Source organism: Nocardioides sp. GY 10113, assembly GCF_004919105.1.
In the GTDB taxonomy this organism is placed as follows: domain Bacteria; phylum Actinomycetota; class Actinomycetes; order Propionibacteriales; family Nocardioidaceae; genus Nocardioides.
Window position 1 is genome coordinate 85,874 of the sequence record NZ_STGK01000007.1, and the last position, 25,360, is coordinate 111,233.

26 protein-coding genes are annotated in these 25,360 nt (G+C 72.6%); 15 read left to right on the forward strand and 11 right to left on the reverse strand.

Annotated elements, in window-relative coordinates; translation table 11 throughout:
- Positions 1-8: 8 nt before the first annotated feature.
- Positions 9-1,430 (reverse strand): NAD(P)H-quinone dehydrogenase, encoded by a 1,422-nt coding sequence (locus E8D34_RS10930; RefSeq protein ID WP_136594744.1) that lies wholly within the window; start codon positions 1,428-1,430, stop codon positions 9-11.
- A 46-nt stretch (positions 1,431-1,476) separates the two neighbouring features.
- Entirely contained in the window at positions 1,477-2,877 is a 1,401-nt protein-coding gene (gene lpdA / locus E8D34_RS10935; RefSeq protein WP_136594669.1) for a dihydrolipoyl dehydrogenase, read from the reverse strand.
- Between the two features lie 92 nt (positions 2,878-2,969).
- On the opposite strand from lpdA, the gene E8D34_RS10940 reads away from it, so the two are divergent.
- The 3 genes from E8D34_RS10940 to E8D34_RS10950 all read left to right on the forward strand — a co-directional run bounded on the left by E8D34_RS10940 (position 2,970) and on the right by E8D34_RS10950 (position 5,149).
- Positions 2,970-3,422 (forward strand): gamma-glutamylcyclotransferase family protein, encoded by a 453-nt coding sequence (locus E8D34_RS10940; RefSeq protein WP_136594670.1) that lies wholly within the window; start codon positions 2,970-2,972, stop codon positions 3,420-3,422.
- An 88-nt stretch (positions 3,423-3,510) separates the two neighbouring features.
- On the forward strand, positions 3,511-4,314 hold the full coding sequence (locus tag E8D34_RS10945; RefSeq protein WP_136594671.1) for a purine-nucleoside phosphorylase: 804 nt from the start codon (positions 3,511-3,513) through the stop codon (positions 4,312-4,314).
- 166 nt (positions 4,315-4,480) lie between these two features.
- Positions 4,481-5,149 carry a biliverdin-producing heme oxygenase gene (locus E8D34_RS10950; RefSeq protein ID WP_136594672.1) on the forward strand — a complete coding sequence of 223 codons (669 nt, stop codon included), beginning with the start codon at positions 4,481-4,483 and terminating at the stop codon, positions 5,147-5,149.
- A 27-nt stretch (positions 5,150-5,176) separates the two neighbouring features.
- Here E8D34_RS10950 and E8D34_RS10955 read toward each other — a convergent pair whose 3' ends face one another.
- The 4 genes from E8D34_RS10955 to E8D34_RS10970 form a co-directional block, all read right to left on the reverse strand.
- The gene (locus tag E8D34_RS10955; protein WP_136594673.1) at positions 5,177-5,767 is read right to left on the reverse strand and encodes a DinB family protein; all 591 of its coding nucleotides are present in this window, start codon (positions 5,765-5,767) and stop codon (positions 5,177-5,179) included.
- 97 nt (positions 5,768-5,864) lie between these two features.
- Positions 5,865-6,788: an alpha/beta hydrolase gene (locus E8D34_RS10960; RefSeq protein ID WP_136594674.1), complete on the reverse strand. Its 924-nt coding sequence runs from the start codon at positions 6,786-6,788 to the stop codon at positions 5,865-5,867.
- Positions 6,785-7,477 carry a TetR/AcrR family transcriptional regulator gene (locus tag E8D34_RS10965; protein WP_136594675.1) on the reverse strand — a complete coding sequence of 231 codons (693 nt, stop codon included), beginning with the start codon at positions 7,475-7,477 and terminating at the stop codon, positions 6,785-6,787. Before E8D34_RS10965 ends, E8D34_RS10960 begins: the two co-directional genes overlap by 4 nt.
- Complete coding sequence (locus tag E8D34_RS10970; protein ID WP_136594676.1) at positions 7,477-8,850, reverse strand: NAD(P)-binding domain-containing protein; 1,374 nt, start codon at positions 8,848-8,850, stop codon at positions 7,477-7,479. Before E8D34_RS10970 ends, E8D34_RS10965 begins: the two co-directional genes overlap by 1 nt.
- A gap of 153 nt (positions 8,851-9,003) precedes the next feature.
- On the opposite strand from E8D34_RS10970, the gene E8D34_RS10975 reads away from it, so the two are divergent.
- Together E8D34_RS10975 and E8D34_RS10980 are read left to right on the forward strand one after the other, a co-directional pair.
- Positions 9,004-9,804: an SDR family NAD(P)-dependent oxidoreductase gene (locus E8D34_RS10975; RefSeq protein ID WP_136594677.1), complete on the forward strand. Its 801-nt coding sequence runs from the start codon at positions 9,004-9,006 to the stop codon at positions 9,802-9,804.
- Positions 9,801-10,634: an SDR family NAD(P)-dependent oxidoreductase gene (locus tag E8D34_RS10980; RefSeq protein WP_136594678.1), complete on the forward strand. Its 834-nt coding sequence runs from the start codon at positions 9,801-9,803 to the stop codon at positions 10,632-10,634. Before E8D34_RS10975 ends, E8D34_RS10980 begins: the two co-directional genes overlap by 4 nt.
- Here the strand turns inward: E8D34_RS10980 and E8D34_RS10985 are convergent.
- On the reverse strand, positions 10,594-11,067 hold the full coding sequence (locus tag E8D34_RS10985) for an SRPBCC family protein (RefSeq protein ID WP_136594679.1): 474 nt from the start codon (positions 11,065-11,067) through the stop codon (positions 10,594-10,596). The two genes, E8D34_RS10980 and E8D34_RS10985, sit on opposite strands and share 41 nt — an antisense overlap.
- Positions 11,068-11,172: 105 nt before the next feature.
- Between E8D34_RS10985 and E8D34_RS10990 the strand changes: the two genes are divergently transcribed.
- A complete protein-coding gene (locus E8D34_RS10990; RefSeq protein WP_136594680.1) occupies positions 11,173-12,864 on the forward strand; it encodes a phospho-sugar mutase in 1,692 nt (563 codons plus the stop codon).
- 237 nt (positions 12,865-13,101) lie between these two features.
- On the opposite strand, the gene E8D34_RS10995 is transcribed toward E8D34_RS10990, so the two are convergent.
- Positions 13,102-13,677, reverse strand: coding sequence for a hypothetical protein (locus tag E8D34_RS10995; RefSeq protein ID WP_136594681.1), 576 nt, complete (start codon positions 13,675-13,677; stop codon positions 13,102-13,104).
- Between the two features lie 82 nt (positions 13,678-13,759).
- On the opposite strand from E8D34_RS10995, the gene deoC reads away from it, so the two are divergent.
- Genes deoC through E8D34_RS11010 form a run of 3 tightly spaced genes read left to right on the forward strand, consistent with a single transcriptional unit; the run spans position 13,760 to position 15,558 of the window.
- On the forward strand, positions 13,760-14,404 hold the full coding sequence (gene deoC, locus E8D34_RS11000; protein ID WP_136594745.1) for a deoxyribose-phosphate aldolase: 645 nt from the start codon (positions 13,760-13,762) through the stop codon (positions 14,402-14,404).
- A 16-nt stretch (positions 14,405-14,420) separates the two neighbouring features.
- Positions 14,421-15,047 (forward strand): AAA family ATPase, encoded by a 627-nt coding sequence (locus E8D34_RS11005; RefSeq protein ID WP_136594682.1) that lies wholly within the window; start codon positions 14,421-14,423, stop codon positions 15,045-15,047.
- Positions 15,048-15,060: 13 nt separating this feature from the next.
- On the forward strand, positions 15,061-15,558 hold the full coding sequence (locus E8D34_RS11010; RefSeq protein WP_136594683.1) for a hypothetical protein: 498 nt from the start codon (positions 15,061-15,063) through the stop codon (positions 15,556-15,558).
- A 28-nt stretch (positions 15,559-15,586) separates the two neighbouring features.
- Here the strand turns inward: E8D34_RS11010 and E8D34_RS11015 are convergent, their stop codons facing one another.
- Positions 15,587-16,663, reverse strand: coding sequence for an adenosine deaminase (locus tag E8D34_RS11015; RefSeq protein ID WP_136594684.1), 1,077 nt, complete (start codon positions 16,661-16,663; stop codon positions 15,587-15,589).
- An 80-nt stretch (positions 16,664-16,743) separates the two neighbouring features.
- On the opposite strand from E8D34_RS11015, the gene E8D34_RS11020 reads away from it, so the two are divergent.
- Positions 16,744-17,196 (forward strand): MaoC family dehydratase, encoded by a 453-nt coding sequence (locus E8D34_RS11020; RefSeq protein ID WP_136594685.1) that lies wholly within the window; start codon positions 16,744-16,746, stop codon positions 17,194-17,196.
- 151 nt (positions 17,197-17,347) lie between these two features.
- On the opposite strand, the gene E8D34_RS11025 is transcribed toward E8D34_RS11020, so the two are convergent.
- A complete protein-coding gene (locus E8D34_RS11025) occupies positions 17,348-18,640 on the reverse strand; it encodes a thymidine phosphorylase (protein WP_136594686.1) in 1,293 nt (430 codons plus the stop codon).
- Positions 18,641-18,825: 185 nt separating this feature from the next.
- Between E8D34_RS11025 and E8D34_RS11030 the strand changes: the two genes are divergently transcribed.
- The gene (locus E8D34_RS11030; protein ID WP_136594687.1) at positions 18,826-19,368 is read left to right on the forward strand and encodes a hypothetical protein; all 543 of its coding nucleotides are present in this window, start codon (positions 18,826-18,828) and stop codon (positions 19,366-19,368) included.
- A gap of 39 nt (positions 19,369-19,407) precedes the next feature.
- On the opposite strand, the gene E8D34_RS11035 is transcribed toward E8D34_RS11030, so the two are convergent.
- Positions 19,408-19,806 carry a cytidine deaminase gene (locus E8D34_RS11035; protein WP_136594746.1) on the reverse strand — a complete coding sequence of 133 codons (399 nt, stop codon included), beginning with the start codon at positions 19,804-19,806 and terminating at the stop codon, positions 19,408-19,410.
- A gap of 206 nt (positions 19,807-20,012) precedes the next feature.
- On the opposite strand from E8D34_RS11035, the gene E8D34_RS11040 reads away from it, so the two are divergent.
- The 4 genes from E8D34_RS11040 (at position 20,013) to E8D34_RS11055 (ending at position 25,316) form a co-directional block, all read left to right on the forward strand.
- Positions 20,013-21,095, forward strand: coding sequence for a BMP family ABC transporter substrate-binding protein (locus E8D34_RS11040; protein WP_240771291.1), 1,083 nt, complete (start codon positions 20,013-20,015; stop codon positions 21,093-21,095).
- A 134-nt stretch (positions 21,096-21,229) separates the two neighbouring features.
- Positions 21,230-22,783: an ABC transporter ATP-binding protein gene (locus tag E8D34_RS21065; RefSeq protein WP_136594688.1), complete on the forward strand. Its 1,554-nt coding sequence runs from the start codon at positions 21,230-21,232 to the stop codon at positions 22,781-22,783.
- On the forward strand, positions 22,780-24,030 hold the full coding sequence (locus tag E8D34_RS21070; RefSeq protein WP_240771292.1) for an ABC transporter permease: 1,251 nt from the start codon (positions 22,780-22,782) through the stop codon (positions 24,028-24,030). Before E8D34_RS21065 ends, E8D34_RS21070 begins: the two co-directional genes overlap by 4 nt.
- A complete protein-coding gene (locus E8D34_RS11055) occupies positions 24,027-25,316 on the forward strand; it encodes an ABC transporter permease (protein ID WP_240771293.1) in 1,290 nt (429 codons plus the stop codon). Before E8D34_RS21070 ends, E8D34_RS11055 begins: the two co-directional genes overlap by 4 nt.
- The last annotated feature ends 44 nt before the right edge of the window (positions 25,317-25,360 follow it).

Below are 25,360 nucleotides of genomic sequence, written 5' to 3' on the forward strand. Positions count from 1 at the left end.
TCATCCTTTCAGAACTGGTGCGGCGGCCCGAACTGGTGCAGCCGGCGGGCGGCCTCGGCCACCGAGCCGCTCATGGACGGGTAGACGGTGAACGCCTGCGCCAGCTGGTCGGCCGTCAGCGACTCGGCCACCGCCAGCGCCACCGGGTGGATCAGCTCGCTGGCACGCGGGCCGACCACCACGCCACCGACCACGATCCCGATGCCGGGGCGGCAGAACAGCTTCACGAAGCCGTCGGAGACCCCTTGCATCTTCGCCCGCGGGTTGCCGCGCAGCGGCAGCATCACCGTCTCGGCCTGGATCTCGCCGGCGTCGATCGCCCGCTGCGAGGCGCCGACGGTCGCGATCTCCGGGGCGGTGAACACGTTGGAGGCGACGTTGCGCAGGTCGAGCGGCTGGACGGCGTCCCCGAGGAAGTGCCACATCGCGATCCGGCCCTGCATCGCCGCCACCGAGGCGAGCATCAGCACACCGGTGCAGTCCCCGGCGGCGTACACGCCGCGTGCGGAGGTGCGCGAGACGCGGTCGACGTTGATGAAGCCGCCGTCCTTGAGGATCACGCCGGCCTCCTCGAGGCCGATATCGGCGGTGTTGGGGATCGACCCCAGCGCCAGGATGCAGTGCGAGCCCCGCACCTGGCGGCCGTCGGAGAGCGTCACGGTAACCACGTCGCCCTCCCGCGCCACCGACTGCATCCGCGACTGCGAGAGCACCTTCATGCCGCGTCGGCGCAGCACGTCCTCGAGCACCTGCGCGGCGTCCGCGTCCTCGCCGGGCAGCACCCGGTCGCGGGAGGAGACCAGCGTGACCGGGATGCCCAGTGCCTGGTAGGCGCTGGCGAACTCGGCCCCGGTGACGCCCGAGCCGACCACGATCAGCTCGCTGGGCACCTCGTCGAGGTCGTAGACCTGCTCCCAGGTGAGGATCCGCTCGCCGTCGGGCATGGCCGTGGGCAGCACCCGCGGGGACGCACCGGTGGCGACCAGCACCGCGTCGGCCGGCAGCCGCTCCTCGCCGCCGTCGGCCAGCGCGGCGACCACGGTGCCGGGGCCGTCGAGGCGGCCGAGGCCGCGCACCACCCGGACGCCCTCGCGCTCGACCCGGCGGGCGATGTCGGCGGACTGCTCGGCCGCCAGCCGCTTGACCCGCTCGTTGACCCGGGCCAGGTCCACGCGAGCGGCGGCCGGGTCGCCCTCGGCGTCGCGGAACCCGATGCCCAGCTCGTGGGCGTCGTTCATCTCCGCCATCAGCTCGGCGGTGGCGATCAGCGTCTTGCTCGGCACGCAGTCGGTGAGCACCGCCGAGCCGCCGAGGCCGTCACGGTCCACGACGGTGACGTCGGCGCCGAGCTGGCGCGCGACCAGCGCGGACTCGTAGCCGCCGGGGCCGCCCCCGATGATGACCACCCGCGACGGGGTCTCTGCGTGCATGCTGGTCATCGGGGGCGTCCTCCCGGCTCTATGGATCTGGTGCTGGTCAGAGGTTGATCATGTGGCCGGCGATCCCGTGGATCGCCTCCTTGACCGCCTCCGACAGCGTCGGGTGCGCGAAGACGTTGCGCCCGATCTCGTCGGCGGTCAGGTCCCACTTCTGCGCCAGCGTCAGCGCGGGCAGCAGCTCGGTCACGTCCGGGCCGATCATGTGCGCGCCGAGGATCTCGTTGTGCTCGGCGTCGGCCACGATCTTGACGAAGCCGACACCCTCGCCCAGTCCCATCGCCTTGCCGTTGGCCGAGAACGGGAACTGCGCGGTCTTCACGTCGTACCCGAGGTCCTTGGCCTGCTGCTCGCTGTAGCCGAAGGAGCCGATCTGCGGCTGGCAGTACGTCGCGCGCGGCACGAAGTCGTACTCCACCGGCATCGTCTCGGCGCCCGACATGGTCTCGGCGGCGACGATGCCCATCGCCTCGGCCACGTGGGCCAGCATCATCTTGCCGGTGACGTCGCCGATCGCGTAGACGCCCTCGACGTTGGTGCGGCAGTACTCGTCGATCGCGATCGCGCCGCGCTCGGTGAGCTGCACGCCGGTGGCCTCCAGGCCGTAGCCCTCGGTGCGCGGCGCGAAGCCGAACGCGGCCAGGAACTTGTCCGCCTCGAGCACCTGCTCCTCGCCGCCGGCGGCCGGGGCGACCCGGACCTTGACGCCGCTGCCGGTGTCCTCGACGCCCTTGACGGCCGTGGAGGTCATCACCTTCACGCCGAGCTTCTTGTAGTGCCGGGCCAGCTCCTTGGAGATCGCCGCGTCCTCGGTGGGGACCATCCGGTCCAGGAACTCCACGATGGTGACGTCGACGCCGAAGTTCTTCATCACGTAGGCGAACTCGACGCCGATCGCGCCGGAGCCGCCGATGATGACCGAGCCCGGCAGGCTCTCGTCGAGGATCTGCTCCTCGTAGCTGACGATGTTCTTGCCGTTGACCTCGACGCCGGGGACGGTGCGGACCGTGGCGCCGGTGGCGATGATCAGGTTGTCGCAGCTGTAGGAGGTCACCGAGCCGTCGTCGCCGGTGACGTCGACCGACTTCGGGCCGGTCAGCGTGCCCCAGCCGTCGATCTCGGTGATCTTGTTCTTCTTCATCAGGAAGTGGACGCCCTTGACGATGCCGGCGCTGACCTGGCGCGAGCGCGCGTGGGTCGGGCCGAACGCCATCGTCGCGTCACCCTCGATGCCGTACTTGGCCTTCTCGTGGGTGAGCGTGTGCGCCAGCTCAGCGTTCTTCAGCAGCGCCTTGGACGGGATGCAGCCGACGTTGAGGCAGACACCGCCCCAGTACTTCTTCTCGATCACGGCGACGGACTTGCCCAGCTGGGCGGCGCGGATCGCGGCGACGTACCCACCGGGGCCGGCGCCGAGGACGAGGAGATCGAAGTGGGTCACGGGGTCAGCCTAGTTGGCCCGCGACCGGGCGCGGCCCGGGGAGTCCGGGTCCTCGCCGACAAACGGCCACACCAGGGCACTACCCTGACGCCGTGACCGCCTACGCCGCCTACGGGACCAACCTCGATCCCGCCCGGATGAGCGAGCGCTGCCCCCACTCCCCGCTCCAGACCACCGGCTGGCTGACCGGCTGGCGGCTCACGTTCGGCGGCGAGGAGCACGGCTGGGACGGCGCGCTGGCCACGATCGTGCCCGACCCGCTCGAGCAGGTCTTCGTCGCCGTGTACGACGTCACGCCGGCCGACGAGGTCGACCTGGACACGTGGGAGGCGGCGGACTCCGGGCTGTACCGCAAGACGAAGGTGCGCGTCTCCACCCTGATCGGCGAGGTCGTCGCCTGGACCTACGTCATCGACGCCTACGAGGGCGGCCTGCCCTCGGCCTCCTACCTGGGCGTGCTGGCCGACGCGGCCGAGGCGGCGGACGCCCCCGCGGACTACGTGGCCGCGATGCGCCGCCGGCCCTGCCGCTCGACCGGGCTCTGATCCGGCGCCCGACGCGGTGCCCGGGCCGGCAGCCGGGCCGGACCCGCGACGTGGCCGCCGGGGCCGCGCGGGTCTAGAGTCGAGGACCGTGAACGAGCAGCCGACGCCGTACGCCCTGGCCGACCAGGCCGCCGCCCGACTCGCCGAGCTGACCGGCATCGCCCGCCACGACGTGGCGCTCGTGCTCGGTTCCGGCTGGCTCCCGGCCGTGGACGCCCTCGGCACGCCGACAGCGGAGATCGAGACCACCGACCTGCCCGGGTTCAGCGCCGCCGCCGTCGCCGGGCACAGCGGCAGGATCCGCTCGATCGCGGCCGGGGACCGCAACCTGCTGGTCTTCCTCAGCCGCACCCACTACTACGAGGGCAAGGGCGTCGACGCGGTCGTGCACGGCGTACGCACCGCGGCGGCGGCCGGCTGCCGGGCGATCGTGCTGACCAACGGCTGCGGTGGGCTGAAGGAGACCTGGAGCCCCGGCCAGCCCGTGCTGATCAGCGACCACATCAACCTGACCGGCCGCTCCCCCATCGTCGGCGCCAACTTCGTGGACCTCACCGACCTGTACTCGGCGCGCCTGCGGGAGATGTGCCGCGAGGTCGACCCGACGCTCGACGAGGGCGTCTACGTGCAGTTCCCCGGCCCCCACTACGAGACGCCCGCCGAGGTGCGGATGGCCGGCATCATCGGCGGCCACCTGGTCGGGATGAGCACCACGCTCGAGGCGATCGCCGCCCGCGAGGCCGGGATGGAGGTGCTCGGCATCAGCCTGGTCACCAACATGGCCGCGGGCATCACCGGCGAGCCGCTCAACCACGACGAGGTGATGGAGGCCGGGCGCGCGGCGGCCAGCCGGATGGGCGACCTGCTCGGCCGGATCGTGCCGCGCATCTGACACCCGACCGCCGAGTGGGTGGAAAGCGCCGGCCCAGTCGGTCGAACGCGACATCCCGGTGTCGCGCCGGAACGACTCGCACGTCGTCTTCCACCCACTCGGAGCACCGCGAACCAGCACCACGTCCCCGACAGCCCGTCGACAAGAGCCCCACGGAGGCCGCCCGATGACCGCACTCGCCGCCTGCGACGTCGCGCCCGCCCTCTCCGTGGCGATGCGCGACGGCTCGCGGACCGAGCACGAGGCCGCCGAGAACTCGGCGTTCATGTCCGAGCTGCTGGAGGGCCGACTCACCGCGCAGGCGTACGCCGACCTGCTGCTGCGGCTGCGTCGCGTCTACGCCGCGCTCGAGGAGGCGGCGCGCGAGCTAGCCGCGGACCCGCTGGTGGGGCCGCTGCACGACCCGGCGCTGGAGCGCCTCGCCGCGATCGACGCCGACCTCGCGCACTGGGCGCCCGGGACCGACCCCGACCTCGTCGACTCCCCCGCCGCCACGGCGTACGCCGAGCGCCTGGTCGCGGCCTCCTCCTGGGGCGGGCTGCTCGTCGCGCACCACTACACGCGCTACCTCGGTGACCTCTCCGGCGGCCAGGTGATCGGGCGGCTGCTGTCGCGGACCTACGACCTGCCCGAGGGCCGCGGCGTCGCGTTCTTCGAGTTCCCCGGGATCGCCAAGCCGAAGCCGTACAAGGACGCCTACCGCGCGGCCCTCGACGCCCTCCCCCTCGGCCCGGCCGACCGCGACCGCGTGGTGGACGAGGTCCGGGTGGCCTTCCGCCTCAACCAGGAGCTGTTCGCCGAGCTCGCCGGCAACCTGGACGCCTACCGCGCCTGATCAACCCCACCTTCGGCCATCCGGGTTTCATCCGAAACCCTCGGCGATCCGCGTCAGCTTCGCCCGGTACGCCGACCAGTCGACGCCGTCGGGGATGTTGGTCCCGCTGGCCGTCATGCCGACCGAGCCGTCGATCTGCTCGCGGATCACGTCGGCGTGCCCCGCGTGGCGGGACAGGTCGGTGATCACGTGCAGCACGATCCGGTGCAGGGTGACCTCGGCGCGCTCGGGCGGCCACCACGGCACCCGACCGGGCGTGTCCAGCGGGAGGGTCTCGATCGCCTCGTCGGCGAACGCGGCGACCCGGCCGGCGAGGTCGAGCAGGCCGTCGCGGGTCTCGTCCTCGGTCGCGTACAGGTCCACCTGGGGATCCTCGACGTACTGCTCGAACGGGACGAGCTCACCCGGCGTCGGCCACTGCCGACCGAACGTCGGCCCGAAGTAGCCGGCCTCGATGTTGAGTGCGTGCTTGACGATGCCCAGCAGGTTCGTGCCCGTGTGGGTGTGGGGCAGCCGGACCTGGCGCTCGTCAAGGCCCTCGAGCTTCCACCAGAGCGCCTCGCGGGTCATCCGCAGGTAGCGCAGCAGGGCGGCCCGCGGATCGGCGTACTCGTCCATCGCTCCAGCCTGGCCCCGGGCCCGCACGGCCGCAACCGGCGGCTCGACCGGCCTCACCCCCGGTTCGACGGGTCCCAACCCCCGGCTCGCGGGTGGGTCAGTCGCCGGCCGGCGCCAGGTGGCGGGTCAGGAAGGTCACCGCGTGCCGGACCGCCGCGTCGTGGCAGGGCTTGCCGGGGAACAGGTCGAAGTGGTCGCCCGGGTAGTGCCGCACCTCCGCACGCCCGGCGAACGCCGCCTTGGCGGCCGCGTGCGGCGGGGCGCTGCGGTCGAAGTCGGCGATCTGGACCAGCCACGGGCAGGTGAGTCGCGCAGCGTCCTTGGCCGGCTGGCGCCCGCCCAGCTCGAGCACCACGTCCGCGGCGATCTCGTTGCGCCAGGTCGGGCCGGCGATCGAGGTGAGGTCCTCCAGCGCGCCCGACACGGTCAGCGCGCCGACCTCGCCGGGCCGGGCGACGACCGGGATCATGGTCCGCTCCCGGCCGACGGCGACGCCCACCTTGCTGCGGAGGCCGCGGAGCGTGGAGCCGACCAGCTGGCCGGGCGCGTGGTGCCGGGCGGCGAGCCGGGCCGCGGCGAGCCCGTCGACCATCGGCACGACCGCGACCACGGCGGCCACGTCGGGGCGGTCCACGGCCGCGCTGATCACGTGACCGCCCCCGAGCGAGTCGCCCCACAGCACGATCCGGTCCGGATCGACGCCCTCGAGCGAGGCGGCGGCGGCCATCGCCGCGCGCAGGTCGGCCAGCTGGCCGGCCAGCGAGACCACCTGGCGCGGCTCGCCGCCGCTGGTGCCGAACCCCCGGTAGTCGAACGTGAGCACGTCGATGCCGGCGTCGGCGAACGCCTCCGCGAACGGCGCCAGCCCGGTGTCGCGGGTGCAGGACAGGCCGTGGGCCATCACCATCACCGGGCGCCCGGCCGCGGTGGCCAGGGCGTCGGTGCGGGCCGGGTAGTGGTCGGCCGCGCAGGTCACGCCCTCGGAGGTGAAGGAGAGGGTGCTCAGGGCGGTCTGGGTCATGGGGTCCTCCGGGTATCGGGTCGCTGCGGGGCCTGCTGCGTCGGCGCCGGGCTCTCGGTGCCGTAGATCGAGCGGAGCCAGATGCTGGTCAGCACCTCCACGTGCGCGGCGCGTGGCGGGCCGCTGCCCAGCGCGTGGCGCTCCAGCGCGTGGTTGTTGAGGTCGAGGAGCACGGCGGCCAGGGCATCGGCGTCGGCTCCCGGCGCCGCCCGCCCGGCGGCCCGCTCGGCCCGGATCATCGCCGCGACCCGGCCCGCGAAGTCGGCCAGTCCGGCGTCCCACGTCTCCCGGACGGAGGGGGTGGCGGCCCGCGCCTCCAGCAGCGCGCGGTAGGTGTGCGGGGTGCGGTCGACGGAGTCGAAGAGCCGCTCGAGCACGCCGCGGATCCGCTCCGCGGGCTCGCCGTCGGCGCTGACCAGCACCGCGGTCGTCGCCGACGCCTCGTCGTACAGGTCGGCCATCAGCGCCATCACCGCGACGGCCTTGGACTCGAAGTAGAAGTAGAACGCCGAGCGGGACACGCCCGCGCGCCGGGAGATCTCGGCGACGTTGATCTCCTCCAGCGACCGCTCGCGGAGCAGCTCGTCGAACGCCCCGAGCAGGGCGTCGCGGCGGGCGTCGCCCCGGGCCCCGGCGCGCCGGTCGACCAGCCGGGCCCAGTCCCGCTCCCCGGCGAGCGGTTCGGCCATCACCGCCGCGCCGCCCGGCCCCCGGCCGCGGCCCCGACCCCGGCCCCGGCCCCGGCTTCGGCCTCGGCCCGGCGCACCCCCGCCGGGATCTCCTGGGTGCGCAGGTCGTGCTCGTACAGGAAGTAGTCCAGCTGCTGGGTGTGCCGCGGCCGCTGCACCATGTGCGCGGTGTAGCGCTGCTCGTCCTCGCTGATCACCCGCTCCATCTCGGCGACCGGCGGGGGCAGGTAGCGACCCACCAACCAGGCCGCGACGAGCCGGGTCTGGCACTCCACGAACGGGAACAGCGTCGGCACGGCCTGCGCGAAGCCCACGAAGGCGAGGTCGTCGACCCCGGGCTTGAAGATCCGCTTGAACAGCCGGATGTGGTTCTCCGGCGCGCTGATCAGGTCGGGGTCGAAGAACGGGAAGGTGATGTTGTAGCCCGTCGCGTGCACCACGACGTCGAACTCCTCGCTGGTGCCGTCGGCGAAGTGCACCCAGGAGCCGTCGAACCGCTCGATGTCGCCCTTGGCGCGCAGGTCGCCGGAGCCGAGCCGCAGCGGCAGCTCGACCGACTGGGTCGGGTGGGCCTCGAAGAACTTGTGGTTCGGCGCGGGCAGCCCGTAGTCCTCCGGCCGCCCCGCGGTCATCGGCTGCATCATCTGCACGAACTTGCGCTGCCAGGCGTAGGGCAGGTGGGGCGAGGTCCTGAAGTACTTGTCCGCCGGCTTGCCCGCGAAGTACTTCGGCACGATCCAGGCGCTCGAGCGGGTGGAGATCACCACCTCGTTCTGCAGCGTCTTGCTGGACAGCTCCACGGCGATGTCGGCGGCACTGTTGCCGATGCCGATGATCAGGATCCGCTTCCCCGTCAGGTCGTACGGCGTCCGCGGGTCGATGTAGGCGTGCGAGTGCATCGTCAGCCCGGTGAAGTCGCCGGGCTTGTCCGCGAAGCGCGGGTCCCAGTGGTGGCCGTTCGCCACCACCAGCCGGTCGAACGTGCGCACGCCGGTGGTCTGCGTCTCCAGCTCCCACCCGCCCCCGGGCCGCGGTCGCGCGTGCACCACGCCGTTGCCGAACTCGATCCGGTCCCGGATCCCGAAGGCGTCGACGTAGGAGTCGAGGTAGTCCTTGATCTGGGTGTGGTGGGGGAAGTCGGGGTACTCCTCCGGCATCGGGAAGTCCTTGAAGGACAGCTGGTGCTTGGAGGTGTCGATGTGCAGCGACCGGTAGGCGCTGCTGTGGCCGTTGGGGTTGCCGAACGCCCAGTTGCCGCCGACCCGGTCGGAGGCCTCGAAGACGACGAACGGGACGCCGTAGTCGTCGCACATCTTGGCCGTGGTCAGCCCGCTGATGCCGGCTCCGATGATGGCCGTGGTCGGTGCGGTCACGAGGTCCTCCTGGAGGCCGGGGTCGGGCCAGCGCCCGCCGATTCTTGACACGGCAACCGCTTGACAGATGACGTGACGCACGTCACGTTAGAACCCGTTTCAGACGCGTGTCAACGACAACTGACACGCGTCAAACGTCCCTCAGGAGGCGCGATGAGCACGGCAGGCAGGCGGGTCAGCGTGGTGGTCGGCGGTGCGTCCGGGCTGGGCCTGGCCACCGCTCGACTGCTCGCGGCGAGCGGCGACCTGGTCGTCGTCGGCGACGTCGACGGCGACGGCGCGAAGCGGGCCGCCGCGGAGCTTCCGGACCAGGGCGGCGAGCCCGACGTCGGGCACCAGGGAGTCGCCGTGGACGTCACCGACGAGGCGGCGGTCGAGGCCCTCTTCGCCGACGTCACCGCGCGCCACGGCGCGCCCCACGGGGTCGTCAACTGCGCCGGGGTGAGCACCCTCTCCCCCGTCGTCGACCACGACGCCGGCGAGTGGCGCCGGGTCGTCGACGTCTGCCTCACCGGCTCCTTCCTCGTCCTCAAGCACGCCGGCCGACACGTCGCCGACGGCGGCTCGCTGGTCACGCTGAGCTCGCTGAACGCCCGCCAGCCGGGCACCGGCCTGGCGGCGTACTGCGCCGCCAAGGCGGGCGTGGTCGCGTTGACCGAGGTCACCGCGCTCGAGCTCGGGCCGCGCCGGGTGCGGGTCAACGCCGTCGCGCCGGGCCTGGTGGTCACGCCGCTGACCGCGCCCGCGATGGACATCCCCGGCGTCCGCGACGAGTACGTCGCCAACACCCCGCTGGGCCGGCCCGGCCGCCCCGAGGAGATCGCCGCCGCCTGCCGCTTCCTGCTCTCCGACGAGGCCGCCTGGATCACCGGCGAGACCCTCGACATCAACGGCGGGGCCCACCTGCAGCGCTACCCCGACCTGATGGACCTGGTCACGAAGGCCTTCGCATGAGCGCCCGGCTGGAGGAGTACGCCGGGCGGACCGCGATCGTCACCGGCGCCGGATCCGGCATCGGGGCCGCCCTGGCCCGGGCGCTCGACGCGGCCGGGGCGAGCGTGGCGTGCGCGGACCTCGACGAGGCCGCGGCCAAGTCCACCGCGGCCGGCCTCAGCGACCGGGCGAGCGCGTTCGGCGTGGACGTCACCGACGCCGGCGGCGTACAGGAGCTGGTCGACGCGGTCGTCGCCGACGCCGGGCGTCTGGACCTGATGTTCAACAACGCCGGCATCACCTTCCTCGGCGAGACCGAGGACCTGACGCTGGAGCAGTGGAACGCGATCATCGACGTCAACATCCGCGGCGTGGTGCACGGCGTGCACGCCGCCTATCCCGTGATGATCCGGCAGGGCTGGGGCCACATCGTCAACACCGCCTCGGCCGCCGGACTGATGGCCGCGGGCCTGATGACCTCCTACGTGACCACCAAGCACGCCGTGGTCGGGCTCTCGCTCGCGCTGCGCACCGAGGCCGCCGGCCACGGCGTCGGGGTGACCGCGATCTGCCCGGCGGCGGTGGACACCCCGATCCTGGACAAGGGCGAGATCGGTCGCTTCCGCGGCCGCGACTACTACCTCAAGGGCCAGGGGGTACGACGGCCCGTCGACCCCGACCACCTCGCCCGCGTCGCGCTGACCGCCGTCGCGGCCAACCGGCCGCTGGTGGTGGAGCCGGTCCAGGCGCGGGCGGCGTGGCGCCTCGGTCGCTTCTCCCCCGGTCTGATGAACCGGATGGCGACGCGCTTCATCGACCAGCAGCGGGCCCAGGCGAAGCCGGACCGCTGACCTCGGAGCCGAGCCGGGCCCGCAGCCCGCGCTCGCAGCCGGCCATCATCCGCCGGTGGTTCCAGCGCAGCAGCGGCCGGGCGGGCACCGACGCCACGGCCAGCACGCCGCCCACCGTCACTTCCTGGCGCAGGTCCATCCGAGTGAGGTCCCCGACCGGCGTCAGGGTCCAGCGCACCCAGCCGTCGAGGTCGCCGGCGACCCGGACCTCGAGCGTCGGCAGGTCGCGCGAGACGGCTTCGAGCACCAGGTCGAGGGTGTAGGGCAGCGTCGAGCGGCACAGCAGCCGCGCGGAGTCGGGTCCGAGCCGGGCCACCGCCCGCACCTGCGGCCACCAGGAGGGGTACGCCGCCAGGTCGAGCAGCTGGTCGGCCACCCGCTCCGCGCGGACCGGCACCGTCCAGGTCGAGGCGAAGCGGTAGCCGGCGCGCACGGCCCCATGCTCGCCCACCGGTGGTTGGGGTGCGTGCGGAGCGAGCCTCGAAGCCACCGCCACCAGGGGCAGCGCGAACCGGGCGTGCGGCGTTAGCGTGCCAGCATGACGACCCCAGAAGTCGACGTCCTGCTGTCCCGCGCACACGGCTGGCTCTCCGAGGATCCGGACCCCGAGACGAGGGCCGAGCTGGAGAAGGTCGCCACCGCGGCCGAGAGCGGCGACGCGGCGGCCGTCGCCGACCTCACCGACCGTTTCCACGGCACGCTGGAGTTCGGCACCGCCGGCCTGCGCGGCGCGCTCGGCGCGGGCCCGAACCGGATGAACCGGGTCGTGGTCACCCGCGCGGCGGCCGGCCTGGCGGCGTACCTCCTCGACCAGGGGGCGGAGCCCGGGGCGGCGGTCGCGATCGGCTACGACGCGCGCTACAACTCCGAGGTCTTCGCCCGCGACACCGCCGAGGTGATGGCGGGCGCCGGGCTGCGCCCGCTGCTGCTGCCCCGGCCGCTGCCGACGCCGGTGCTGGCGTTCGCGATCCGCGAGCTCGACGCCGTGGCCGGGGTGATGGTCACCGCCAGCCACAACCCGCCGCAGGACAACGGCTACAAGGTCTACCTCGGCGACGGGTCGCAGATCGTGCCGCCGGCCGACGCGGAGATCGCGGCCCGGATCAAGGCGGTCGGCCACCTGACCTCGGTGGTGAGGGCCGAGCCGGAGTCCACCGGCGGCGGCGTCCTCGGCGAGGAGGTCCTGGATGCCTACCTGCGCACCGTGGAGGCGCTGGCCGGCGACGGCCCCCGCGACCTGACCATCGTCTACACGCCGCTGCACGGGGTCGGCGCCAGCCCGCTGCTGCGCGCGCTGACGGAGGCCGGCTTCCCGGCACCGCGGGTCGTGGAGCAGCAGGAGCAGCCGGACCCGGCGTTCCCGACCGTCGCGTTCCCCAACCCCGAGGAGCCGGGGGCGATGGACCTGGCGCTCGACCTGGCCGCGCTCAGCGGCGCCGACATCGTGATCGCGAACGACCCCGACGCCGACCGGTGCGCGGTGGCGGTGCCGGTCGCCGGCGGCGATGGCGCGGAGGACGGCACCTGGCGGATGCTGCGCGGCGACGAGGTCGGCGCGCTGCTCGCCGACCACCTGCTGCGCTCGGGACGGACGGGCGTCTACGCCACCTCGATCGTCTCCTCCTCGCTGCTCGGTCGGCTGGCCGCGGCGCACGGGCAGCCGTTCGCCGAGACGCTGACCGGCTTCAAGTGGATCGGTCGGCTGCCCGACCTCGCCTACGGGTACGAGGAGGCGCTGGGCTACTGCGTGGACCCGGACCACGTCGCCGACAAGGACGGCGTCTCGGCGGCGCTGCTGCTGTGCGAGATGGCGGCCAGCGCCAAGGCGGCGGGGCGCACGCTGCAGGACCGGCTCGACGAGATCGCGGTCGAGCACGGCCTGCACGCCACCGACCAGCTCTCGGTGCGGGTCAGCGACCTCGGCGAGATCGCGGCCGCCATGGCCCGGCTGCGCGCCACCCCGCCGACCACGCTGGGCGGCGAGCCGGTGACCACCACCGACGACCTCAACGAGGGCAGCGCGGAGCTGCCGCCGACCGACGGTCTGCGCTACCGCACCGACGGCGGCTCGCGGGTGATCGTCCGCCCGAGCGGCACCGAGCCCAAGCTCAAGTGCTACCTGGAGGTGGTGGTGCCGGTCACCGATGGCGACGTCGCGGCGGCGCGCTCGGTCGCGGCCGAGCGACTGGCGGCGTTGCGCGCCGACATCGCGGCGGCGGCGGGGATCTGAGGAGGGTCGGCATCACCGGTCGACCAGGCGGGTCGTGTGCCTGAGAACCCGCTATGCCGGGGTGTGGGGCACACGAGCCACCTCCGGGGATGCACCGCCGCGTGTTACATGCAGGCCAGCCCCGCCCCCGGATGCCGATCGACCACCGCGACGCCGTCCACCTCACGCAGCCGACGTGCCGCGAGCTGTCACGCAACGCGTAGGCACTCTCACCCCACGTTGCCTCTCGACAGCCGCTCAGCCAAGGGCGGCGACGAGCAGCACCACCGACAGCCCGACCAGCAGCGCGATCTCGGGCCAGGCCCGGCTGCTGCGCACCTCCGAGACGAGGGCCCACTGCTCCTCGCTGTCGGCCTCGATGCCGCGCAGCGCGCGGGCGTCGTCGGAGAGCTTCTGCAGCCGCTGCTCGACCAGGCCGGCGTACGACGGCTCGCCCCGCGGCGTGCCACGGGTGATCTCGCGCAGCGAGCGGCTCACGGCGGCGCTGACGTAGCGACGCTCGGCGACGCGCAGCACCACGACCTGCCGCACCGCCACCCCGCAGACACCGGCCAGCGGCACGGTCACCGTGTCGAGCATCCCGCGCAGCTCCAGCTCCGGACCGACCACGCGGATCCGTGGCCGCACCAGGGCCGACCACACCAGCGTCGCCAGCAGGCCGCACAGCGCCAGGCCCCACACGGGGAAGTCGGTGCCCATCTCGAACAGCCCCAGCGCCAGCACCGCGGCGATCGTCACCAGGCCGATCCACCCCACGACCACCGAGCCCGTGGTCCGGAACTCCTCGCCCTTCGCGGACTGCTGGACACCCACCCCGACAGCCTATGCTGGGTCGGTGAGCACCACGGAACCGACCTCCGGCCAGCCCCACCCCACCGCGGCCGAGGTGGCCGCGATGATCGACCACACGCTGCTGAAGCCCGAGGCCACGCACGAGGACGTCGAGGCGCTGGTGGCCGAGGCCGCCGAGCTCGGCACGTTCTCGGTGTGCGTCTCCCCCTCCATGCTGCCGGTCTCGGTGCCCGAGGGCAGCGACCTCAAGGTGGCTGTGGTCTGCGGGTTCCCGAGCGGCAAGCACACCTCGAAGGTGAAGGCCGCCGAGGCCGCCGAGTCGGTGACGCTGGGCGCCGACGAGATCGACATGGTGATCGACGTGGGCGCCGCCAAGGAGGGCCGCTTCGCCGCCGTCGAGGCGGACATCGCCGCGGTGCGCGCGGCCGCGCCGGCGCCGACCGTGCTCAAGGTGATCATCGAGTCCGCCGCGCTCGGCGACGACGAGATCGTCGGCGTCTGCCGGGCCGCCGAGGCCGCCGGTGCCGACTTCGTGAAGACCTCCACCGGCTTCCACCCCTCCGGCGGCGCGAGCGAGCACGCCGTGCGGCTGATGGCGGCCACCGTCCCGTCGCTCGGCGTGAAGGCCTCCGGCGGCGTGCGCACGATGGAGCAGGCGCAGGCCATGATCCGGGCCGGGGCGACCCGGCTCGGCGTCTCCGGCAGCCGGGCCCTGCTCAGCGGCGGCCCCGCCGGCAGCGGCTACTGACCTGCGGGGGACACCTGTGGGCGCCCAGGTCATCGTCCTCGCCGGTCCCTCGGGGTCCGGCAAGTCGCGCTTGGCGGCGCGGCTCGAGCAGACCCACGGCTGGCCGACGCTGCGGCTCGACGACTTCTACCGCGACGCCGACGCCCCCGACCTCCCGCGGATCACCGAGGGAGCCAACGCCGGGATGGTCGACTGGGACCACGCCGACACCTGGAGCCACGAGGACGCCGTCGCCACCCTGCTGACCCTGTGCCGCGAGGGCCGCGCGGAGGTGCCGGTCTACTCGCTCTCCGAGAGCCGGCGCATCGGCACGCAGGTCCTGGACCTGGGCGGCGCGACCCACTTCTGCGCCGAGGGGATCTTCGCCCCGGCCGTGGTGGCGCACTGCCAGGCCTCCGGCGTGCTGGCGGCGGCGTACTGCATCACCCAGCACCCGATGGTCACGTTCTGGCGGCGCCTGAGCCGGGACCTCAAGGAGCGCCGCAAGGCGCCGACGGTGCTGGTACGGCGCGGGCTCGCGCTCGCCCGCGCCCAGCGACGTGTGGTGCGCGGCGCTGTCTCCGCCGGCTGTCGGGTCGCCACCGGCCACCAGGCCTACGGCCAGCTCACCCGTCGGGAGGGCGGCCGTGCGGTGGCCGGATGACCTGCCTCCCTCGATGCTGCGGCAGCCGAACTCGGTCAGCTGCGGAGCGACGACGGTCGTCGCCGCCCGGGCGCTGCTGCGGGCGCCGTGGCGCCCCGAGGACCCGGTCGCCGAGATCACGGCCGAGCACCGCCGGCTGACGTCGACCCGCAGCGCCCGGGACCGCCTGCAGGTGCCCTGGCCGCGGCGCTTCGGCACGCCGCCGTGGGCGGTCGCGGACGCGATCGGCGTGCTCGCCGGCGAGCGGGTCGCCACCGTGATCACCCGTCCCCGCCCCGAGACCGGGTACGACGTGCTCCTCGCCCAGCTGCGGACCCGGCCGGCCGCGGTCTACCTGGGCAACGCCTGGCTGCCCCGCCACGTGGTGCTCGCCCTCGAGTCGCTCGACGGCGGCACCTCGGTGCGGGTCTTCGACCCGGCCGCCGGCGCGCTGGTGGTCGTCGAGGCCGACCGCTGGCGCGGCCAGCGGGTCGGCATCGCCGGGTGGGACTACCCGTGGGCGGTCATCTGACCGCGCACCGGACCGGCGCTGCCCCTGCTCAGGCGTGGTCGGCGTACCAGGGCTTGATCACGTCCATGATCAGCCGCAGCCGCTGGTCGTAGTGCACGAACGCCGACTTCATGGCGTTCACGGTGAACCACTCCACCTCGCGCAGGCCGTAGCCGAACGCCTCGCTGAGCAGCGCGAACTCCCGGGTCATCGAGGTCCCGCTCATCAGCCGGTTGTCGGTGTTGACGGTGACCCGGAACCGCAGGTCGGCCAGCGTCTTGATCGGGTGCTCGGCGATCGAGGCGGCCGCGCCGGTCTGCACGTTGGAGGACGGGCACATCTCCAGCGGGATCCGCTTGTCGCGGACGTACGCCGCCAGGCGCCCGAGCCGCGGTGCGGTGCCGTCGAGGTCGATGTCGTCGACGATCCGTACGCCGTGGCCGAGCCGGTCCGCGCCGCACCACTGCACCGCCTCCCAGATCGAGGGCAGCCCGAACGCCTCGCCGGCGTGGATGGTGACGTGGCCGTTCTCGCGACGCACGTACTCGAAGGCGTCCAGGAAGCGGGTCGGCGGGTAGCCCGCCTCCGGCCCGGCGATGTCGAAGCCGACCACACCCTTGTCGCGCCAGTCGATGGCGAGCCCGGCGATCTCCGAGGAGCGCGCGGCCTGCCGCATCGCGGTCAGCAGGTGGCGCACCACGATCCGGCCGCCGGCGGCCTCCATCCCCTGCTCGAAGCCCTCCTGAACCGCGGCGACCACCTCGGTCAACGTCAGCCCCTGGTCCACGTGCAGCTCGGGGGCGTACCGGATCTCGGCGTACACCACCCCGTCGGCCGCGAGGTCCTCGACGCACTCGCGGGCCACCCGGGTGATCGCCGGACCGGTCTGCATCACGCCGACGGTGTGGCTGAAGGTCTCCAGGTAGCGGACCAGGGACCCGGAGTCGGCCGCGGCTGCGAACCACGCGCCGAGCTCGTCCGGGTCGGTGGTCGGGAGCTCGTGTCCGCAGTCCGCTGCGAGCTCGGCGATGGTCGCCGGGCGCAGGCCACCGTCGAGGTGGTCGTGCAGCAGGACCTTGGGCGCGGACCTCAACAGCGCTGTCGGCAGGCCACGTGTAGGTTCCATGAGCGCATTGTTCCAACAACGCACCGCCAGGGACACCGACCCGCCCACGCCCGCTCGGGCATCGCACCAAGGGAGCAGCGATGAAGGTATTCAGCACGTTCGACGAGATCGAGGCCGCCACCGGTGAGGACCTCGGCGCCAGCGAGTGGCTCACCATCGACCAGAACCGGGTGAACCAGTTCGCCGACGCGACCGGCGACCACCAGTGGATCCACGTCGACGTCGAGCGCTCGAAGGAGGGCCCGTTCGGCGGCACCATCGCCCACGGCTACCTCACCCTGTCGCTCATTCCGTGGCTGGGCAGCCAGGTGTTCAGCCTGCAGACCCCGGGCGCCAAGCTGAACTACGGCGTGAACAAGGTCCGCTTCCCCACCCCGGTCCTGGTCGGCTCGCGGATCCGCGCCCACGTGAAGATCGCGACCGTCACCGACATCCCGACGGGCAAGCAGCTGACCGTGCAGCACACGATCGAGATCGAGGGCCAGGACAAGCCCGCCTGCGTCGCCGAGACGGTCGTCCTGCTCCTCCCCTGAGCCGACCCGGGGCTTGCGCACCCCCGAACCGTTGGTCGCGCACCTCCGAGACGGGGCTTGCGGACCTTCGAGTCCGCGGGCCCCGTCTCGCGTTGCGTGCGGACTCAGCGGTGCGCAAGGCCCGGCTCGGGGGTGCCTGAGGCCCGGCTCGCTAGGAGATGCGGTCGAGGACCAACGCCCCCGGCTCGTACGACGACCCGCCGGCCGCCACCTCCCAGCCGCCGTCGAGGGCCGCCATCGCCCGGTCGAAGCGCGCGGGCTCGTCGGTGAGCAGGGTGAACAACGGGCTCCCCGCGGTCACGGCGTCCCCGGGGCGGGCGTGCCAGACCACGCCGGCGCCGGCCTGCACGGGGTCCTCCTTGCGGGCCCGGCCGGCGCCCAGCCGCCACGCGGCGACGCCGACGGCCATCGCGTCCAGCCGGGTCAGCACGCCGTCGGCGGGCGCGGTGACCACGTGCGACTCCCGGGCCACCGGCAGCGGCGCGTCGGGGTCGCCGCCCTGGGCCCGGATCATCCGCTTCCAGGCGTCCATCGCCGAGCCGTCGGCGAGCCGGTCGGCGGGGTCCACGTCCGTCACTCCGGCCGCGACGAGCATCTCGCGGGCCAGCGCCAGCGTCAGCTCGACGACGTCGGCGGGCCCGCCGCCGGCGAGCACCTCGACGGACTCGGCGACCTCGATCGCGTTGCCGGCGGTCAGGCCGAGCGGGACCGACATGTCGGTCAGCAGCGCGACGGTGCGCACGCCGGCGTCGGTGCCCAGCGCGACCATCACCTCGGCCAGCTCGCGGGCCTTGGCCAGGTCCTTCATGAAGGCGCCGGAACCGACCTTCACGTCGAGCACCAGGGCGCCGGTCCCTTCGGCGATCTTCTTGCTCATGATCGAGGAGGCGATCAGCGGCACCGCCTCCACGGTGCCGGTGACGTCGCGCAGGGCGTAGAGCTTCTTGTCGGCCGGGGCGAGCCCGTCGCCGGCGGCGCAGATCACCGCGCCGACGTCCTCCAGCTGGGCCATCATCTCGGCGTTGCTCAGCGTGGCCCGCCAGCCCGGGATCGACTCGAGCTTGTCCAGGGTGCCGCCGGTGTGGCCCAGCCCGCGCCCGGAGAGCTGGGGCACGGCCACCCCGCAGGCGGCGACCAGCGGCGCCAGCGGAAGGGTGATCTTGTCCCCCACCCCGCCGGTGGAGTGCTTGTCGGCGGTGGGCCGCGACAGCGAGGAGAAGTCCATCCGCTCGCCCGAGGCGATCATCGCGGCGGTCCACTCGGCGATCTCGCGGCGCTCCATGCCGTTGAGGAGGATCGCCATCGCGAGCGCCGACATCTGCTCGTCGGCGACCGCGCCGCGGGTGTAGGCGTCGACCACCCACTCGATCTGGCCGGTACTGAGCGCACCACCGTCGCGCTTGGTGGTGATCACCTCGACGGCGTCATGAGACTGGTCGGCCACGCTGCCCTCCTCGGCACGCACCGGATCGGCATCCGGCGCTCGAAATGCACCTGCCCCGGCGACCCTACCCAGCGGTGCGCGGACCCCCGGCGTGGCGCCCCCGCCCACTCGTCCGAGCGCCCCCTCCCAGCGGCACCCCCGAGGCGCTACTGTGACCTGGCTCACACCTTGCGGAAGGACCTCCGATGCGCCTGACCGTCCGTCTCACCACCATCGTCGTGCTGCTGGGGCTCATCACCGCGCTCGCACCGAGCAGCACCGCGGCGGTCTCGCGCCGTGCGCCGTGCGCGTTCGACCCGTCCACCGGCTACACGCTCTGCTACCAGCTCCTGCGCCATCAGCGCGCGAACCGGATCGTCGAGTCGGTCGTCCTCCGGAACACGACGGACGAGCCGATCGAGAAGGACTGCCTCTTCCACCGCCACGTCCGCAAGCTCAAGGTCAGCGGCCGCACGTTCGGGGTGACCCGGACCGCCGTCTTCCGCCTGGTCAAGCGGAACGTCCGTGCCCAGGTCCACCGCCGGATCGTGTTCCGGGCCTCCACCCCGGCACGCCCGGCCGCCACCGTCTCCCTGGACCCCGGCCAGGTCGTCACCTGCTCACTGACCTACCAGCTCGTCGCGGCCCGGGTGCGCGTGCGCATGACACCTCCCGGCGGCGGACCCGCCACGACCCGGATCCACCGCGTCCGCGTGCCGATCCGGTTCAGCGTCGGACTGGTCGCCTGACGGGTTGCGCCGCGACGGTCGACCAGCGGCGACGCGGTCTCAGGCCAGGTTCTCGGGCCCGAAGGCCATCGGCAGCACCTCGGCCATCGTGCGCAGCCCCTCAGGGGTGACCAGCTCGAGCTCCGCGCCGCCGTTCTCCCACAGGAGCTGGCGGCAGCGGCCGCACGGCATGATCACCTCGCCGACCCCGTTGACGCAGACGAAGTGCGTCAGGCGACCGCCGCCGGTGGCGTGCAGCTGGGAGACCACCCCGCACTCGGCGCACAGCACGACGCCGTACGCCGCGTTCTCGACGTTGCAGCCGACCAGCACCCGGCCGTCGTCGGCGACAGCCGCCGCGCCGACCCGATAGCCGGAGTAGGGCGCGTAGGCCCGTGCCGCGACCTCGACCGCCGCTCGCTTCAGTGCATCCCAGTCGCCGTCCCAGACGGCATCCACGTCGACCACTCCGCCACGCTAGCGCCCGGGCCGGCCCGGTGCGCGGACTCACCCACTTAGCACGTCTCGGGGGGAGAAAAGGTCGCAACTTCGTAACGTTGGCCCTGCCGGCTTTGCGGAGCCGGGTGGCTGGGCCACTATGCAGCGAAGCACCAGCCGACCTGCCCTGCCCGCCCGGGCTCGGGGCGCTGACCTGGAGGACATCTGTGAAGACCTGGAAGAGGACGACCGCCGCCACCGCCGTGGCACTCATGGCGAGCGCCGCGCTCGCGGCCTGCGGCGACGCCCCGGAGGAGAGCGACACCGAGTCGGTCGACTTCCTCCCCTGCATCCTCTCCGACGCGGGCGGGTTCGACGACAAGTCGTTCAACCAGCTCAGCTACGAGGGCGTGAAGGAGGCCGCCGAGGAGCTCGGCGCCGACTTCAAGGAGTTCGAGTCGCAGAGCGAGAACGACTACCAGGGCGCGCTCGAGGGCTTCGTCTCCGCGGGCTGCGACATGATCGTCACCGTCGGCTTCGCGCTGTCGGCCGCGACCGTCGAGTCGGCCACCGCCAACCCCGACATCGAGTACCTCCTCATCGACGACGCCGCGGACAACGACTTCGACGGCACCAAGGACGCGGACAACATCAAGCCGCTCCTCTACGACACCGCGCAGGCCGCCTTCCTGGCCGGCTACGCCGCGGCGGACTTCACCAAGACCGGCGTCGTGGGCACCTACGGCGGCGCGCCGTACCCGACCGTCACCATCTTCATGGACGGCTTCAAGCAGGGCGTGGACTACTACGCCTCGGAGAAGGGCAAGAAGGTCAAGCTCGTCGGCTACAGCGGCGGCGACAAGGGCGTCTTCACCGGCGGCTTCGAGGCCAACGAGAAGGCCACCAACACCGCCAAGCAGATCCTGGACCAGAACGCCGACGTGATCCTCCCCGTCGGCGGCCCGATCTACCAGGGCGCCCTGACCGCGATCGGGGACAGCGGCAAGGACGTCGCGATGATCGGCGTCGACGCCGACTTCTACGAGACCGACCCGAGCACGCAGGACATCGTGCTCACCTCGATCCTGAAGAACATGAAGCTGTCGACCTACGAGGCCGTCGTGGCCGCGGGCGGCGGCGAGTTCGACCCGGAGGCCTACGTCGGCACCCTGGAGAACGACGGCGTCGGCATCGCCCCGTTCCACAACTACGAGGACAAGATCTCCGACTCGCTGCCGGGCGAGCTGGAGGAGGTCAAGGCCGGCATCATCGACGGCTCGATCCCGGTGACCTCCTACCTCAACCAGTGAGGTCCTGAGGCACCCACGGTGCGGGGGAGGTCGGCTCATGCCGGCCTCCCCCGGCTCATGTCCAGCCCGCGTACGGCCGCGTGTCGCCGACCTAGCACTGGCAATCACGCGCCGGCTCAGACAGGATCCCAATCATGAAGCTCGAACTGCGGGGCATCACGAAGCGCTTCGGCTCGCTGGTCGCCAACGACCAGATCTCGCTCACCGTCGCCTCCGGCGAGATCCACGCACTGCTCGGCGAGAACGGCGCCGGCAAGTCGACCCTGATGAACGTCCTCTACGGCCTCTACGACGCCGACGAGGGCGAGATCCTGCTCGACGACGAGGTCCAGGCGTTCGACGGTCCGGGCGACGCGATCGCCGCCGGCATCGGCATGGTGCACCAGCACTTCATGCTGATCCCGGTCTTCACCGTCGCCGAGAACGTGATGCTCGGCAACGAGGCGACCGGGTTCGCCGGCACCCTCGACCTCGACGCTGCGCGCACGCGCGTCAAGGAGATCTCCGAGCGGTTCGGGTTCGACGTCAACCCGGACGCCCTCGTCGAGAACCTCCCCGTCGGCGTCCAGCAGCGCGTGGAGATCATCAAGGCGCTCTCCCGCGACGCCCGCGTCCTCGTCTTCGACGAGCCGACCGCGGTGCTCACCCCGCAGGAGACCGACGAGCTGATGGACATCATGCGCCAGCTCAAGGAGTCCGGCGCCGCCATCGTCTTCATCAGCCACAAGCTGCGCGAGGTCCGCGAGATCGCCGACCGGATCACCGTGATCCGGCGCGGCAAGGTCGTCGGCGAGGCCGAGCCCACCGCGACCAACGCCGAGCTCGCCGCGCTGATGGTCGGCCGCCCCGTCGAGCTGACCGTGCACAAGGACCCGGCCAAGCCCGGTCCCGACGCGCTGGTCGTGCGCGACCTGCGGGTCCGCGACGACGACGGCCACGTGCACCTGGACGGGATCAGCTTCAGCATCGCGAAGGGCGAGGTGCTCGGCGTCGCCGGCGTCCAGGGCAACGGGCAGACCGAGCTCAGCGAGGCCGTGATGGGCCTCCAGCACCACGTCACCGGCTCGATCACCCTCGACGGCGAGGAGCTGGTCGGCAAGTCCGTGCGCAAGGTCCTCGACCGCGGCGTCGGCTTCATCCCCGAGGACCGCCAGGTCGACGGCCTGGTCGGCGAGTTCACGATCGCCGAGAACCTGATGCTCAACCGCAGCCACGGGCTTCCGTTCGTCCGCGGCGGCACGATCCGGCGCAAGGAGCTGGACGACTTCGCCAACACCAAGCTGGTCGAGTACGACGTGCGCGCCCCGGGCATCACCTCGACCGCGTCGCAGCTCTCCGGCGGCAACCAGCAGAAGGTCGTGGTCGCCCGCGAGCTCTCCCGCGACCTGCGGCTGCTGGTCGCGGCCCAACCCACCCGCGGCGTCGACGTCGGCTCGATCGAGTTCATCCACAAGCAGGTCGTCGCCGCCCGCGACGAAGGGGTCCCGGTCCTCCTGGTCTCCACCGAGCTCGACGAGATCGCCGCCCTCTCCGACCGGATCATGGTGCTCTACCGCGGCCGCGTGGTGGGCATCGTGCCGGCCGACACGGCCCGCGAGACGCTCGGCCTGATGATGGCCGGCGAGCGACCGCCGGGGCTCGGCGAGGATCCCGAGCAGCCAGGACACCTCAAGGAGGAGGACGCGTGAACGACCAGGTCGAGCCCACCCCCTCGGACGCGACCCCCGACGCGGAGCCGACCTCCGAGGCCGCGCCGCCGCAGCGCGACGACGAGCGGTGGCGCGAGGCGCTCCGCGACATCACCTCCGGCCACGCGATCGTCGCCGTGCTCTCGATCGTGCTGGCCTTCGCCGTCGGGTCGATCATGATCCTGGCCACCGACGAGCAGGTGCGCAGCAGCCTCAGCTACATCACGGCACGCCCCAGCGACTTCTTCCAGGCCGCCTGGGACTCCGTCTGGGGCGCCTACTCGGCGCTGTTCCGCGGCGCGATCTGGAACACCGACGCCGACACGTTCCAGGCCCAGATCCGCCCGCTCACCGAGACCCTCAAGTTCGCCGCGCCGTTGACCCTCGCGGGACTCGGCGTCGGCCTGGCCTTCCGCGCCGGGCTGTTCAACATCGGTGGCCAGGGCCAGATGCTGATGGCCGGCGCCGCCGCCGGCTGGGTCGGCGTCAGCATGGACCTGCCGACGGCGATCCACCTGCCGCTGGCGATCCTGGCCGGCATGGTGGCCGGTGCGCTGTGGGCCGGCATCGTGGGCCTCCTCAAGGCCAGGACCGGCGCGCACGAGGTGATCGTCACGATCATGCTCAACTACGTCGCCTACTACCTGGTCTTCTTCGCGCTCTCCCGACAGAGCCTGCTCCAGGCACCCGGCTCGACCAACCCGAAGTCCGCGGCGATGCCGGACTCGGTGATCCTGCCCAAGATCCTCGGTGACAGCTTCAACCTCCACGCCGGGCTGATCCTGGCGCTGCTGGCGGTGGCCTTCGTGTGGTGGCTGCTCAACAGCTCCGCGATGGGCTTCCGCTTCCGCGCGGTCGGCGAGAACCCGGACGCGGCGCGGTCGGCCGGCATCGACGTGGGCCGCTCCTACGTGATGGTGATGGTGATCGCCGGCGCCCTGGTCGGCCTGGCCGGCGTCAACCAGGTCCTGGGCACCGTGACCAGCGGCGTCGCGGGCGACCTCGACGCGGGCATCGGCTTCGACGCGATCACGGTGGCGCTGCTCGGCCGCTCCCGGCCGCTCGGCATCCTCGCCGCGGGCATCCTGTTCGGTGCCCTCAAGGCCGGCGGCTTCGTGATGTCGGTGTCCGAGGGGATCCCGATCGACATCGTGCTGGTCATCCAGTCCCTGATCGTCCTGTTCATCGCCGCGCCGCCACTGGTGCGTGCGATCTTCCGGCTCCCCCAGAAGGAGGCGACGGCGTGAGCACCACGACCGACATGCCCGTCCCGGCCAACGTCGAGGGCGCGGGCACCGTGGAGGCGCCGGTGACATGGAAGGCCGCCGTGATGCTCGGGGTGGTCAGCCTGGCGATGGCCTACCTCGCGCTCTTCGAGCAGCGCGACGGCGAGACCACCTTCCGCCTGGCGACCGCCAACGACTTCTTCGAGCTGCCCGAGGTGACGGTCTCGGCCAACGCCGCGGTGGGCGTGGTGACCCTGGCGCTGATCGCGATGACCGCGTTCGCCGCCTACCTGACCTACCGCGGCCGGCAGACCTCCCTGTGGCTGGTCGGTGTCTTCTCGGTGGTCGCGATGATCGGCTTCCTGGCCTGGGCCGCCGCCGGTGAGACGGTGCCCGTGGTCGGTCTGCTGGCCGGGTCGATCACCCTCGCCGTACCGCTGGTCTTCGGCGCCCTCGGCGGCGTGCTCGGCGAGCGCGCCGGCGTGGTCAACATCGCGATCGACGGCCAGCTGCTCTTCGGCGCGTTCGCCGGGGCCATGTTCGGCACCCTGCTCGCCTCCACCTGGGGCGGCCTGGTCGCGGCGATGCTGGCCGGTGCGGTGGTCGCGCTGCTCCTCGGCTTCTTCGCGATCACCTACTACGTGCAGCAGGTGATCGTCGGCGTCGTGCTCAACGTGCTGATCATCGGCGTGACCAGCTTCCTGTTCAGCCAGGTGATGGCGGAGAACCCGGACACGCTGAACTCGCCGCCGCACTTCAGCCGGATCACGATCCCGCTGCTCGGCGACATCCCGCTGGTCGGCCCCGTCCTGTTCCGCCAGACGATCCTCGTCTACCTGATGTACGTCGCGGTCGCGGTCGTCTACTTCGCGCTCTTCCGGACCAAGTGGGGCCTGCGCGTGCGGGCCGTGGGCGAGCACCCCAAGGCGGCCGACACCGTCGGCATCAAGGTCAACCGGACCCGCTACACCACGCTGCTCATCGCCGGCATGGTCGCGGGCGCCGGCGGGGCGACGTACACGCTGGTCTCGGTGCCGCAGTTCGGCCGCGAGATGACCGGCGGCGCGGGCTACATCGCGCTGGCCGCCGTGATCTTCGGCCGCTGGCACCCGATCCGCGCCACGCTCGCCGCGCTGCTCTTCGGCTTCGCGACCAACCTGTCCGGCGTGCTGTCGGTGCTCGGCTCGCCGGTGCCCAGCCAGTTCATGCTGATGCTGCCCTACGTCGTGACCGTGGTCGCGGTCGCCGGCCTGGTCGGCCACTCCCGGCCACCGGCCGCCGACGGCATCCCCTACCGCAAGGGCTGACGCGGCGCCTCGCCGCTCGTACAGCGCCGCCCCGGTCCGCCGGG

Coding starts and splice junctions, on each gene's coding strand:
- deoC (WP_136594745.1), top strand. CDS start 13,760: ATGATCGACCACACGCTGCTGAAGCCCGAGGCCACGCACGAGGACGTC.
- E8D34_RS11015 (WP_136594684.1), bottom strand. CDS start 16,663: ATGGAACCTACACGTGGCCTGCCGACAGCGCTGTTGAGGTCCGCGCCC.
- E8D34_RS10980 (WP_136594678.1), top strand. CDS start 9,801: ATGAGCGCCCGGCTGGAGGAGTACGCCGGGCGGACCGCGATCGTCACC.
- E8D34_RS10930 (WP_136594744.1), bottom strand. CDS start 1,430: ATGCACGCAGAGACCCCGTCGCGGGTGGTCATCATCGGGGGCGGCCCC.
- E8D34_RS11030 (WP_136594687.1), top strand. CDS start 18,826: ATGCGCCTGACCGTCCGTCTCACCACCATCGTCGTGCTGCTGGGGCTC.
- E8D34_RS10950 (WP_136594672.1), top strand. CDS start 4,481: ATGACCGCACTCGCCGCCTGCGACGTCGCGCCCGCCCTCTCCGTGGCG.
- E8D34_RS10965 (WP_136594675.1), bottom strand. CDS start 7,477: ATGGCCGAACCGCTCGCCGGGGAGCGGGACTGGGCCCGGCTGGTCGAC.
- E8D34_RS21065 (WP_136594688.1), top strand. CDS start 21,230: ATGAAGCTCGAACTGCGGGGCATCACGAAGCGCTTCGGCTCGCTGGTC.
- E8D34_RS10990 (WP_136594680.1), top strand. CDS start 11,173: ATGACGACCCCAGAAGTCGACGTCCTGCTGTCCCGCGCACACGGCTGG.
- E8D34_RS10955 (WP_136594673.1), bottom strand. CDS start 5,767: ATGGACGAGTACGCCGATCCGCGGGCCGCCCTGCTGCGCTACCTGCGG.
- E8D34_RS11020 (WP_136594685.1), top strand. CDS start 16,744: ATGAAGGTATTCAGCACGTTCGACGAGATCGAGGCCGCCACCGGTGAG.
- E8D34_RS10960 (WP_136594674.1), bottom strand. CDS start 6,788: ATGACCCAGACCGCCCTGAGCACCCTCTCCTTCACCTCCGAGGGCGTG.
- E8D34_RS11010 (WP_136594683.1), top strand. CDS start 15,061: ATGCTGCGGCAGCCGAACTCGGTCAGCTGCGGAGCGACGACGGTCGTC.
- E8D34_RS10975 (WP_136594677.1), top strand. CDS start 9,004: ATGAGCACGGCAGGCAGGCGGGTCAGCGTGGTGGTCGGCGGTGCGTCC.